We start from the raw sequence: 12,609 nt of genomic DNA, 5'->3' as shown, positions 1-12,609 counted from the left end.
GCGCCTGCGGCAACGTCGTGAAGTCGAGAAGAGACGCGACTAATGATCGCGGCGCCGCGAACCCGAGTCGAGACATGCCTCAGAAGACCTCCGCCGCGCCGCCCCTCGCCGAGGCCCGTCCGCAGCGCCGCACCATCCATGGCGTGCCCCTGGTCGACGACTACGCCTGGCTGCGGGCGGAGAACTGGAAGGAGGTGCTGCGCGAACCGGCAGCCCTGCCGGCCGACATCCGCGCCTATATCGAGGCCGAGAACGCCTGGTGCGAGCGGCTGATGAAACCGACCCGGGCGCTGCAGCGCGAGCTCGTCAAGGAGATGCGCGGGCGCATCAAGGAGGACGACAGCGAGTTGCCCCAGCCCGACGGCCCCTTCCTCTATTATCAGCGCTACCGGCGCGGCGGCGAACACCCGCTGATCTGCCGCAAGCCCCGCCAGAGCAAGGCCACAGGCAAGTCTGCAGGCAAGCCCGGCCGCGAGCAGGTCATGCTCGACGCCGACGCGCTCTCCGACGGCAAGGAGTTCTTCGATCTCGGCGATGCCACGCACAGCCCCGACCACCGGCTGCTTGCCTGGAGCGCCGACGAGGCCGGCTCGGAACTCTATTTGATCCGCGTGCGCGACCTCGCGGCCCGCAAGGAACTGGCCGACGAGATCCGCGACACCAGCGGCGAGATGATCTGGACGCAGGATGCCGGTGCCTTCGTCTATGTGGCGCTCGATGCCGATCACCGACCTTCGCGCGTGCTGCGCCATCGGCTCGGCACGCCGCAGAGCGAGGACGAATTGCTCTACGAGGAAACCGATCCCGGCCTTTTCGTCGACATCGACGAGACGCAGTCGCACCGCTTCCTGCTGATCTCGAGCAGCGACCACGAGACCACGGAGGTCCGCATCGTCGACCTTTCCCTTCCCGCGGACCGGCCGCGCATCATCGCGGCGCGCCAGGCCGGGCGGCAATATGCCGTCGAGCACCATGGCGACGAGCTCCTGATCCTGACCAATGCCGACGACGCCGAGGACTTCAAGATCGTGCGCGCGCCGCTGGACGACCCCTCGCCGGAGCGCTGGGTCGATCTCGTACCCCACAAGCCGGGCCGGCTGATCCTCAACCATCTTTGCCTGCGCGGCCGCCTGATCCGCCTGGAGCGCGAGGACGGCCTGCCGCGCCTGGTGATCCGCGACCTCGCGAGCGGGGCGGAAAGCAGCATCGCCTTCGCCGAGGAGGCGTATGGGCTCGGCATCGATGCCGGCTACGAGTTCGACACCGACCATGTCCGCTTCATCTATGCTTCGATGGCGCGCCCGGCCGAGACCTTCGACTACGACATGACAAGCGGCGAGCGGACCCTGCTGAAGCGGCAGGAGGTGCCGTCCGGCCACGATCCGGAGGCCTATGTCGTGCGCCGCATCTTCGCGACGGCTCCGGACGGCGCGAAGGTACCGGTCTCGCTGCTGCATCGGCGCGATCTTGTGCTCGACGGTTCGGCGCCCTGCCTGCTCTATGGCTACGGCTCCTATGGCGCGGCGATGTCGGCCTCGTTCCGCACCCGCCCCTTAAGCCTGGTCGACCGTGGCTTCGTCTACGCGATCGCCCATATCCGCGGCGGCACCGACAAGGGCTGGCGCTGGTATCTCGACGGCAAGCGCGAGAACAAGCCGAACAGCTTCACCGATTTCATCGCGGCCGGCGAGATGCTGGCCGCCGAAGGCTATACCGCGCGCGGCCGCATCGTCGCCGAGGGCGGCAGCGCCGGCGGCATGCTGATGGGCGCCGTCGCCAATCTCGCGCCGGAGCTGTTCGCCGGCATCGTCGCCGAGGTGCCCTTCGTCGACGTGCTCAACACCATCCTCGACGAGAGCCTGCCGCTGACGCCGATGGAATGGCCGGAATGGGGCGACCCCATCCGCGACGAAGCCGCCTTCCATTCGATCCGCGCCTATTCGCCCTATGACAATGTCCGCGCCCAGGCCTATCCGCCGATCCTGGCGATGGGCGGCCTGACCGATCCGCGCGTGACCTATTGGGAGCCGGCGAAATGGGTGGCGCGCCTGCGCGCGACCATGACCGGCGGCGGCCCGGTGCTGCTGCACACCAATATGGAGGCCGGGCATGCCGGCTCGGCCGGCCGCTTCGATTCGCTGAAGGAGACGGCGCTGGCCTACGCCTTCGCCATCACCGCGGTCGGCGGCGGCTGGGGCCGGCAGGCTTAAAGTCTGTTGTTTTCACTCGGAACCACCGCCGTCATCCTAGGCGAGCGAAGCTCGGCCCGGGATCCATCATAAGGCTCCGGCGCCCTACGATGGATCCCGGATCTACGCCGCTTCGCGGCTTGTCCAGGATGACGGCGGGGGTTCCGCCGAAAGAGCGGCACGCCCTAACTCTTCAATGAGAATCCGGCGATGGTTTCGCCGGAGAACAGGTTCAACCCGAACCCGACTCCAGCCGGCTCTTCTCGCTGGCGAGATAGGCCTTGAGCTCGTCCATCGAGGCGAAGACATAGTCGCCATCGGGGGTGCGCGCCTGGATCGAGCCGTCGGCGTAGATGGTGAAATGCGTCTCGCCGACCTGATAGGCGCCGACGATGCCTTCGTCGGAGGCCGGCGGGAGGTCCGCCCCGCGGGCAGTGGTCGCAGCCGGTTCTTCTTCCGGTTCTTGCGCCTCTTCCTCCGCCTGCGGCGGCGCTTCCGGCACGATCTCGCCCGTTGCGGACTCCGGGGGCGGGGCAGGCTCGCCCTCCTCCGACCGGCTCGACGCCGGCGCTTCCAGCGTCTCCTCCGCCATCTCCTCGGGCACGGCTTCGGCAGGCACGGCTCCGGCAGGCTCCTCTGCGACCTCGGGCACCGCGCCTGAAGCGGCAGCCGGCTCTTCGAGATCGTCGAGCGCATCGCTGCTGCGCGGCTGCGTCACCGGAGGCCAGGGGCGCGGTGCCATCCAATCGCCGGCCACGTCGAGGGAGCGCCGCGGCGGCTCGACGTCCGGAGCGGCGCCGGGTTTCCCCAGGGCATCGGTCAACTGCTCGCGCAGGGCGCTGAAATCATCGGGATCGGAGGCGGGCTTTTCGGCACGCCCCCCCCCCTCCTCCTCGCCGATGCGATCGAGCCGCGGCCACCAGCTCCGCTCGGCCTCGGTCGATGCTTCCTCGGGCCCGGCCTCGGCTTCCGGCTCGAATTCGAGTTCCGACTGGTTTTCGGAAACCGGTTCGGCTTCGGGCGCGCCCTCGCTCTCCGGCGCCTGAGTGCCGTCCGCCGGCCCGGGGGCAATGTCCCGCGCCTGCTCCACCGCGGGCGTCGGCAGCAGCGCAGCCTCGAAGAAATCCGGCTCGATCCTGTCGGCACGCTCGGCCTGCATCGCCGGATCGGAGCCCAGCCGGGCGGCAGGCGGCAACAGCCAGTCGTCATGATCGAGATCGGCTTCGGGTTTCGCCGGATCGTCGGCCAACGGCGCGGCCGCTTCGACGTCCTCGACCGGCGCAGTCGGTGGCGCCGCGACCGGGGCCGGCGCGTCGGCCGCCTCCTCGCCGCGATCGGCGGGCTGACCGGGCTGCGCCAAGCCGGCCAGTCCGCCGCCAAGCGCGATCGCACCGGCACCGGCCGCCACCGCGGCAGTACCAAAATCCGGTTCCGGCGCAGGGGTTTCATTGCGCGGTACGACCGGCCCCCGCGCCAGGGCGGGCTCGTCATACCGCTCGGCGCCCAGCGACACCGCCGCCATGGCACCGGCAACCATCGTCTTCAGCCGGCGAATTTCGGCCAGGATCGCCGCAGCAGCCAGCAGCAGCAGCCCGGCCGCCGCCGAAAGCGCGCCGAGAATGACCTCTGTGAAGCCCCGCTCCAGAACCCGATAGGGCCAGCCATCGAAGATGGCGTAGGCGCCGCCTGCCAGCAGGGCGAGCCCGAGAACCACGAATACCTTGACCAAACGCTCGCTCCTTGGAGGCGGTACAGTCCTGCGACAGCTTGCCGCCTCAAGGTTAAACTACCGATACGCCCGGGTGTTGCCAACCAAGTGCCCGGCACGAACCTCGTGAACCGAAGTCGAGCCGAGCCGGTGCCGTTGCGATCTCTTCGCTTGGCGGTTGCCGCTGCCGCCTTCGCGGCTTAACTAACGGAAGGATGGCGGGACGTTCCGCCGGGCCTCGCGGCCCACGCGATTCATCATTGCAGCCATTCTCACGTCGCGATTTCGACAGCCCAAGGAGAGGCCCTATGTCCTTTACCCTGCCCGATCTGCCCTATCCCCATGATGCACTGCAGCCCTTCATGTCGAAGGAGACGCTCGAATATCATCATGACAAGCACCACCAGGCCTATGTGACCAACGGCAACAACGCGATCAAGGGCACCGAGTTCGAGGGCAAGTCGCTCGAGGAGATCGTCAAGAGCTCGCACGGCAAGAACCCGGCCGTGTTCAACAATGCCGGCCAGCACTACAACCACCTGCACTTCTGGAAGTGGATGAAGCCCAATGGCGGCGGCAAGCTGCCGGGCGCGCTGGAGAAGGCGGTGGTCGACTCCTTCGGCTCGGTCGACAAGTTCAAGGAAGATTTCGTCGCCGCCGGCGTCGGCCAGTTCGGCTCGGGCTGGGCCTGGCTCGAGGTCAAGGGCGGCAAGCTCGCCGTCAGCAAGACGCCGAACGGCGAGAGCCCGCTGATCCATGGCGCGACCCCGATCCTCGGCGTCGACGTCTGGGAGCACTCCTACTATATCGACTACCGCAACCGCCGGCCCGACTATCTCAAGGCCTTCCTCGAGAGCCTGGTGAACTGGGACTACGTCGCCGAGCTCTATGACGGCGCCAAGGCCTGAACCGGCCAGCGGCAATCAAGACGAAGCGGGGCCCTCACGGGCCCCGTTTTCGTTTCGGGAGTTTGCCTGGCTCAGGCCGAGACGCGCTTGAGGAACTGGTCCACGGTCGAATCGAGCCGCATCGCCTGGGCGGAGACCTCGCCGGCGGCATGACGGACCTGCTCGGCCGAGCGCCCGGTCTCCTCGACGCTGTCGGCGAGCACGCTGAGATCGCTCGACACCGACAGGGCCGAGGAGCTCGCCATGGCGACGCCGCTGGCGATCTCGCCGGTGGCGATGGCCTGCTGCTCGATCGAGGTCGCGACCGAATTGGCGAAGCTCTCGATCGCGCCCATGCGGCTGGCGATGTTCTGGATGGCGCCGACGACCTCGCCGGTCGCGCCCTGGATGGCGCTCACCTGCGAGACGATACGGTCGGTCGCATCGGCGGTCTGGGAGGCGAGGCTCTTGACCTCGGCGGCGACGACGGCGAAGCCGCGCCCGGCCTCGCCGGCGCGGGCCGCCTCGATCGTGGCGTTGAGCGCGAGCAGATTGGTCTGGGCGGCGATGTCGCGGATCAGGTTGACCACCTCGCCGATGGCGCGGGCGGTCTCGTCGAGCGCGTGCACGGAGCTCGCCGTGTCGCGCGAGGCCGAGGCCGCCTCGACGATCTCGGTGCGGACGCGCCGGACCTGGAACTCGACCTCGCGAATGGCGGCGCCCATTTCCTCGGCGGCCTGGGCGGCGCTCTCGACATTGGCGGAAGCGCCGTGCGAGTTCTGCGCCGCGCGGGCGGCGCGCTGCGAGGATTCGGCGGCGACCCGGGCGAGCCCGTCGGAGGCCTCGCCCATCCGGTCGGCATTGCTCTTGAACGCCTCGAGCGCGACGCCGACCTCGGCGCGGAACATGGCGATGGCCTCGTCGACGCGCTGCTGCTGCCGGCGGCGCTCGGCCTCGGTCGAGAACTGCTGCTCCTGCAGGGTGGCGCGCTCGCCGAGACGGAGCTTGAGGATGCCGAGCGCGCGGGCGATGGAGCCGATCTCGTCGCGGCGCCCGGTGGCGTCGATCGGCGTGTCGAGCTTGCCGTCGGAGATGCTGACGATCGCCCTGGTCATGCTCTTCAGCGGCTTCATCGTGCGCGACAGCGAGAACCAGAGCAGCGGCCCGAGCACGATCAGCACGCCGAGCCCGAGGCCGATCGTCACGAACTGCTCCCAGGCCGCCCGGGCGATGAGGCGGGTCTTGTCGAAGCGGATGGCGACATAGCCGATCTGCTTCTGATGGCCGCCGACCCGCACGACGAGAAGCTGCGTGATAAAGGTTTTGTCCTCGAGCTGCAGCGGGCTCTGCTTCGCGAGCGCCGCCCAGGGTTCGCGGCCGATCATCTGGGCGAGGTTCTTCGGCGTCAGCGAAAGCCGCGCCTCCTCGGTGCGGCCGGCGCTGGCCAGCGCAGAGACGTCGTCCGCCACGATGCCGGAATCGAAATCCGGGTCGCGCTTCAGCGATTCGAGGATATAGCCGAGCGTGGTGGTGTCGCGCGCCAGGATCAGCGCTGGCGAGGCGTTGACGACCATGGTGGTCAGCGCGGTCATCTTCTGCTCGAGATCGCCGCGCGTCTTGCCGTCATTGTAGCGGGCGGCCGCGATGACGACGAAGATGATGGCGACCGCGACGATCGCGACCGCCGCCCCGGCGATCTGGCTGCTGAGGGAGCCCGAGCCTTCCTCGGTCTGGTCCGCGGCGGGTTGCGTGGCCCGGGGTCGCTTCGCCCACAGCTTGAACCAGGTCATCGTGCTCATTTCCTTGCGGGCGCAGATGGCACGATCAGCTTGGAAATGCCTGGACCGCCCGGAAGCCAAGGTGCCGCAGCAGGGTAAATTTTCGATTGCCGTGCCCATGCGGAATTGCGCAATTTTTTGCGTACCGCCTCAGGCGGGCGCGTCAGGCGAGCTCCGAAAAGCGGGCGAGGCGCAGGCCCGGCGGCGGCGCGAAGGCGAGCAAAGCGGCATGCTCCAGCGGCCGCGTCGCGACCACCGGATCGAGCGCGACCAATTCGGCGTCGACATGCCCGGGATGGCACATCACCAGATGCGCCGGCCCTGGCCTTTCCAGGAAGCAGGCGAGATCGGTGGTGAAATCGCGCGCCGGATCGAAGGGCGACACGCCGGAAAAGCCGCGATTGAGCGGGATGCCGCGCCGCGCTGCGGCCGGGCGCAGGCCGGCGGCGAGGCCGGCGATGACCAGCGCCTTGCCGACGGCGACACCCCGCGCCCGGATCGCCGCAATGGAATCGGCGGGATCGCGCAGATAGACCGAGCCCGGCGGGTAGCGCCTGGCGACGGCCTCGAGCACGGCGCGCCGGATGCCGGGCAGGACATGGACGTGCTGGTGGCCGTCGACGAAATCGGGCGCCCGCCCGAGGCCATCCTCGAAGGCGTCGAGCTGGCGGGCGAGCTCGGCCGCGATCTCGCGCCGTGCTGCGGCCGAGCCCAGCGCCAGCCGCGCCAGCTCGCCCAGCTTCGGCAGCTCGCCTCCCGGCGCCAGCGCCGACATGGCCGAGAGCGGCGCGGCGCAGGTCAGGTTGAAGTGGAGGCCGAGATCGGCCTTGCCGGAGAAGGTCCCGAGCTCGCCGGCGAGCCCGCGCCAATGCGGCCGGCTCGTCATCGCGCCGGTGGCGGAAAGCTTGCCGCGCGCCAGCAATTCGAGGATCGAGCGGCTGACGCCGGCGGTCATGGCGAAATCATCGGCGCAGAGCACGAAACCGCGGGTCATTCCGGCCTGTTGTCCCTCGTTCATCGAGCGTGCTGTATGTAGCCGCCGGCGGAACCGGTGCGCGTCCCGGCCCGCGGGCTGCGCCATCGCGCCGCCACCCCTATCCTACACGCTGAGGTCGTCAAAGCCTTGCCTGCCACGCCAGCCCTCGCCGCTTCGGCCAATCTCGTCTCGCCGCCGCCACGGCCGGAGCTTTCGGTGGTGGTGCCGGTCCATGACGAGGCCGACAACCTGCCGCTCCTGGTCGAAAGGCTCAAGGGCGTGCTCGACGCCTGCGTCTCCTCCTGGGAGATCGTCTGCGTCGACGATGGCAGCCGCGACGGCACGCTTGCGGTGCTGCGCCTGATGCACGCCGCCGACCCGCGCATCAATGCCATCTCGTTCAGCCGGAATTTCGGCAAGGAGATCGCCATCGCCGCCGGCCTCGACCATGCCAGCGGCGACGCCGTGGTGATCATGGATGCCGACCTGCAGCATCCGCCCGAGGTCATCCCGGTCTTCCTGGCGAAATGGCGCGAGGGCTTCCTCAACATCTATGCCCAGCGCACCGACCGCGAAGGCGAGGGCCGGCTGAAGCGCGGCTTCGCCAAGGCCTTCTACAAGCTCTTCGCCAGTTTCGGCGAGACCGAGCTGCCCGAGGGCGCCGGCGATTTCCGGCTTCTCGACCGCAAGGTGGTCGAGGCGCTGCGGGCGCTGCCGGAGCGGGCGCGCTTCTCGAAGGGGCTTTATGCCTGGGTCGGCTTCCCCGCCACCGGCGTGCCCTTCGAGGTCGCCGAACGCGCCCATGGCCAGACCAAGTTCCGCTTCCGCAAGCTGTTCAGCTTCGCCTTCGACGGACTATCCTCGTTCTCGACTGTGCCGCTGAAGATCGCGACCTGGCTCGGCGTCATGATCGCCATCGGGGCGGCACTGACCGGTCTGTTCTTCCTGGTCCGCACCCTGCTCGTCGGCACCGACCTGCCCGGCTTCCCGTCGCTGATCGTCTCGATCATGTTCTTCTCGGGCATCCAGCTGATCTCGCTCGGGCTGATCGGCGAATATGTCGGGCGCATCTTCGCCGAGGTGAAGCGGCGGCCGCTCTATCTGGTCGGCGAGCGCATCGGCTTCGAGAAGCTCGACAGCGTCCACCCGCGCGGCGACGCCCTGCCGCCACTGATCCGGTAGCCGGCGGGCTGGACAATCGCCGCAAGCGACGGCATCGCTTGCCGCATGATCTCGACGTCATTCCGGCCGAAGCGCAGCGAAGTGCCGGAATCCATCGCAGCGCGCTGCGCTCTTCGATGGATTCCGGAGCTGCGCCGCTTCGCGGCTTGTCCGGAATGACGGGGCGGGTGACGCGAGCCGCCACGCGATGCTGAGAAAAATCCTTTCGGTCAGCGGTTTCACGCTGCTCTCGCGGGTCTCCGGCTTCGTCCGCGACATCGTGCTGGCGGCCACGCTCGGCGCCGGGCCGCTGATGGACGCCTTCTCGGTCGCGCTGCGCCTGCCGAACCATTTCCGCGCCATCTTCGGCGAAGGCGCCTTCAACCAGGCCTATATCCCCGCCTTCAGCCGCATCCGGGAGGGCTCGGGCGCTGCCGCCTCGTCGCAATTCTCGAACCGCGTCTTCACGCTGAACCTGATCGTCCAGCTCGCGCTGCTCGGGCTCGCCTTGCCCTTCATGCCGGAGCTGGTGCGCCTGCTGGCGCCGGGCTTCGCCGATGATCCCCTGCGCTTCGACCTCGCCGTGGCGCTGACGCGGATCACCTTCCCCTATCTGATGTTCATCACGCTGGTGACGCTGCTTTCCGGCAATCTCAACGCGGTCGACCGTTTCGCGGCCGCCGCCGCGGCGCCGATCCTGCTCAATCTCAGTCTAATCAGCGCCCTCGCCATCGCCTTCCTGTTCCCGAGCGCGGCGCATGCCGCCGCCTGGGGCGTCGCAGTGGCCGGCGTGCTGGAATGGCTGCTGCTCTGGCTGGCGGCGCGGCAGGCCGGGGTCTCGGCGGCGCTGACCCGGCCGCGCCTCGATGGCGAGGTGAAGCGCTTCCTCAAGGCGCTGGGACCGGCGGTGATCGGCTCGGCCGGCGTCCAGATCGCGATCTTCGCCGACACCATCATCGCCTCGCTGCTGCCGGCCGGCGCCTATGCGGCGCTCTACTATGCCGAGCGGCTCTACCAGTTGCCGCTCGGCGTCATCGCCATCGGCGTCGGCACGGTGCTGCTGCCGACGATGAGCCGCGCCATCGCCGCCGGCGACGAGGCCGGGGCAGACAAGGCGCAGAACCGGGCCGTGGCGCTGACCCTGGTCGCCGCCGCCCCGTTCGCCGCCGCCTTCCTCGCCATTCCCGAGCTCGTCGTCTCAGCCCTGTTCGAGCGCGGCCGCTTCGACGCCGCCGCGAGCCAGGCGGCGGGCGCCGTGCTCTTCGCCTATGCGATCGGCCTGCCGGCGATCGTGCTGCTGCGCTCGCAGGTCTCGGCCTTCCAGGCGCGCGGCGACACGACGACGCCGATGCTGGTCTCGCTTTGCGCCATCGCCGCCAATGTCGCGCTGAAGCTGCTGCTCTGGCGCGATTTCGGCGCGCCGGGCCTGGCGCTCGCCACCGCCGCCGGCGCCTGGATCAATGTCGGAGCGCTGTTCGTGCTGGCGCTGCGGCGCGGCTGGACCAGGCCCGAGCGCGGCCTGTCCTTGCTGATCCTGATCGTCGCGGTCGCGGCCGGCTGCGCCGGGCTCGCCGCACGGCTGCTGGCGCCGCCGCTCTATGCCAGCCTCGCCGGCTTCGCCTTCGAGCCGAGGCTGGTGGCGCTGGCCGTCCTCGGCCTGCTCGCGGCCATGCTCTATGGGGCCCTTGCCGCCGGCGGGCTGAAAGCGGCGGGGCTGCTGCGCCTGCTGCGATAGAGACGGATTCACCGATCAGATTGAATCAATCTGATCGGTGAATCCGTCTCTAAACTTGAGATGAGAGCCCGTCATGCTCGGGCTTGGCCCGAGCATCTCCTGCAAGGGATTCTCGGGTCTACGCTGCGCTTCGCCCGAGAATGACGGCGCCGTCGGCGCCTCGCCTCAGTCCGCTACGAGACTTGCACCGCGGCGCAGATGTTCGGCTGCCTCCGTCGCCATCCGCGCGACGATCTCGCCGGCTGGCGGCACGTCGGCGATCAGCCCGGCCGCCTCGCCATAGATCACCGCCGCCCTGTCCGGATCGCCGGCCATGAAGGCTTCGCGATAGGCCGGAATCTCGACCTCGCTCGCCGCGCGCAGGTCAGCATCGCGGCCGCGCCATCTGGCGATGAAGGCGTTGTCGGCGACGCGGATGTCGAAGGGCTTCGGCCAGTCGAGCCCGCGGGCGATGTCGGGCAGGGAGGAACGCACCGTCCCGTCGCCGGTCGCGGCGATCGCGGCGGCGTGGTGGTTCTGGTGGACCAGCGCCTCGCGGCTCGCCCAGAAACGAGTGCCGACCAGCACGCCGTCGGCGCCCAGCATCAGCGCGGCGGCGAGCCCGCGGCCATCGGCGATGCCGCCGGCCGCCAGCAGCAGGGTATCGGGGCTCTCGCGGGCGAGCAGATCGGCGACCTCGGGGACGAAGGGCAAGGTTGCGCGCGTTTGGCCATGGCCGCCGGCCTCGCTGCCCTGCGCGACGATGACGGAGGCGCCGGCTTCGAGCGCCTGCCTGACATGCGCGACGCTCTGGCACTGGCAGATCAGCGGAATGCCGGCAGCTTCGATCTCGCCGGCGAAGGGCGCCGGATCGCCGAAGGAGAGCATCAGCGCCGCCGGGCGATGCGCCAGCACCTCGCCGAGCAGCTGCGGCTGCTTGGCCAGCGACCAGGTGATGAAGCCGCAGCCGGTGCGGGTATTGCCGGCGGCGGCATATTGCGTCCTGAGCCAGTCGCTATCGCCATAGCCGCCGCCGATCAGGCCGAGGCCGCCGGCCCGGGTCACCGCCGCCGCCAGCGCCCCGCCCGCCGCCAGCGCCATCGGCGCCGAGAGGATCGGGTGCTCGATGCCGAGACGCTCGGTGAGGCGGGTGACGAGGCGGGCCATGCGGAGACCTCAGGCTGGCTTGGAGTGGGCGAAATCCATGTAGAGCTCGCGCGCCTTGCGGAACATCGGGCCGGGCTGGAGCTCGCGGTCGTCGATACGGTAGATCGGCATGACCTTCGAGTAGTTGCCCGAGGAGAAGATCTCGTCGGCCTGCTCGAAATCGGCATAGCTCAGGCTGGTCTCCTCGACCGGGACGCCGGCGCCGCGCAGCAGCGAGATCACGCGCTGGCGGGTGATGCCGTTGAGGAAGGTGCCGTTCGGGGCCGGCGTCTTCACCACGCCGTCCGTGGCGAGGAAGATGTTGGAGGTGCCGGTCTCGGCGACATTGCCGAGCATGTCGAGCACCAGCGCGTTGTCGAAGCCCCGGCCCTTGGCCTCGCGCAGGATGCGGGCATTGTTGGGATAGAGGCAGCCGGCCTTGGCGTCGGTCGGCATGGTCTCCATGGTCGGGCGGCGATAGGCGCCCTTGGTCACCGAGAAACCCTTGCCCGGATCGCCCATCGCGGCCTCGAACAGGCAGAGGCAGAACCGGGTCGAGTCCTCGTCCGGCATGATCGTCGACGGGCCGTCGGCTTCGCCCCAATACATCGGCTTGACGTAGAGCGCCGTGCCCTTGGCGAACTTCCTGGCGCCCTCATGCGTCTTTTCGACGATGAACTCCGGCGTCACGGTCGGCTTCAGGCCGAGCGCCCTGGCCGAGCGGTTGACGCGGGCGGCATGGGCCGCGAGATCGGGCGCCACATCATCGAAATAGCGCGCGCCATCGAACACCGACGAGCTCTGCCAGAGCACGTGGCTGCGCGGGCCGACGAGGCCGGGATTGCCCTCATGCCAGTCCCCCTCGAACCAGCTCCAGGTTTGCGAATACCAGGCCATGAGGCGCTCCCGATCTGTCCATTCTGCGGAGCCGCACCGTCTGCCGCCGCCCCGGCGGCGTCAACTCGCTGCCGGGGGGCCGGCGAACGATTGATGTGATGGCTGCGATCGTAACCGGTGATGGATCGCGGCGCCTCGCGCAAAAGCGCGAAA

The 12,609-nt window shown here is 69.2% G+C and carries 9 protein-coding genes; 4 read left to right on the top strand and 5 right to left on the bottom strand.

All coding sequences use genetic code 11. The annotated features are described in order from the left end of the window. Positions 1–74 precede the first annotated feature (74 nt). Positions 75–2,210 carry a S9 family peptidase gene (locus tag V6M56_RS12095; protein ID WP_332684002.1) on the top strand — a complete coding sequence of 712 codons (2,136 nt, stop codon included), beginning with the start codon at positions 75–77 and terminating at the stop codon, positions 2,208–2,210. Positions 2,211–2,421: 211 nt separating this feature from the next. Here the strand turns inward: V6M56_RS12095 and V6M56_RS12090 are convergent, their stop codons facing one another. Further along, positions 2,422–3,711: a hypothetical protein gene (locus V6M56_RS12090; protein ID WP_332684001.1), complete on the bottom strand. Its 1,290-nt coding sequence runs from the start codon at positions 3,709–3,711 to the stop codon at positions 2,422–2,424. Between the two features lie 494 nt (positions 3,712–4,205). Here V6M56_RS12090 and V6M56_RS12085 point away from each other — a divergent pair, with 494 nt between their 5' ends. Further along, on the top strand, positions 4,206–4,805 hold the full coding sequence (locus tag V6M56_RS12085; protein ID WP_332684000.1) for a superoxide dismutase: 600 nt from the start codon (positions 4,206–4,208) through the stop codon (positions 4,803–4,805). A gap of 71 nt (positions 4,806–4,876) precedes the next feature. Here the strand turns inward: V6M56_RS12085 and V6M56_RS12080 are convergent, their stop codons facing one another. Together V6M56_RS12080 and V6M56_RS12075 are read right to left on the bottom strand one after the other, a co-directional pair. Further along, positions 4,877–6,574 carry a methyl-accepting chemotaxis protein gene (locus V6M56_RS12080; protein ID WP_332683997.1) on the bottom strand — a complete coding sequence of 566 codons (1,698 nt, stop codon included), beginning with the start codon at positions 6,572–6,574 and terminating at the stop codon, positions 4,877–4,879. A gap of 151 nt (positions 6,575–6,725) precedes the next feature. Beyond that, the gene (locus V6M56_RS12075; protein WP_332683995.1) at positions 6,726–7,556 is read right to left on the bottom strand and encodes a ChbG/HpnK family deacetylase; all 831 of its coding nucleotides are present in this window, start codon (positions 7,554–7,556) and stop codon (positions 6,726–6,728) included. Positions 7,557–7,685: 129 nt separating this feature from the next. Between V6M56_RS12075 and V6M56_RS12070 the strand changes: the two genes are divergently transcribed. Further along, on the top strand, positions 7,686–8,720 hold the full coding sequence (locus V6M56_RS12070; RefSeq protein ID WP_332683994.1) for a glycosyltransferase family 2 protein: 1,035 nt from the start codon (positions 7,686–7,688) through the stop codon (positions 8,718–8,720). Positions 8,721–8,907: 187 nt separating this feature from the next. Further along, positions 8,908–10,434 (top strand): murein biosynthesis integral membrane protein MurJ, encoded by a 1,527-nt coding sequence (gene murJ / locus V6M56_RS12065; RefSeq protein WP_332683993.1) that lies wholly within the window; start codon positions 8,908–8,910, stop codon positions 10,432–10,434. A gap of 165 nt (positions 10,435–10,599) precedes the next feature. On the opposite strand, the gene V6M56_RS12060 is transcribed toward murJ, so the two are convergent. Both V6M56_RS12060 and V6M56_RS12055 read right to left on the bottom strand, forming a co-directional pair. Then, positions 10,600–11,580, bottom strand: coding sequence for an NAD(P)H-dependent flavin oxidoreductase (locus V6M56_RS12060; protein WP_332683991.1), 981 nt, complete (start codon positions 11,578–11,580; stop codon positions 10,600–10,602). Positions 11,581–11,589: 9 nt separating this feature from the next. After that, a complete protein-coding gene (locus V6M56_RS12055; protein WP_332683990.1) occupies positions 11,590–12,456 on the bottom strand; it encodes a branched-chain amino acid aminotransferase in 867 nt (288 codons plus the stop codon). Positions 12,457–12,609: the final 153 nt, after the last annotated feature.

It is taken from the genome of Allobosea sp., assembly GCF_036675845.1.
Classification (GTDB): Bacteria; Pseudomonadota; Alphaproteobacteria; order Rhizobiales; family Beijerinckiaceae; genus Allobosea.
Note: the sequence above shows the minus strand (reverse complement) of the source record. Positions and strands in the feature narration are given on the sequence as shown.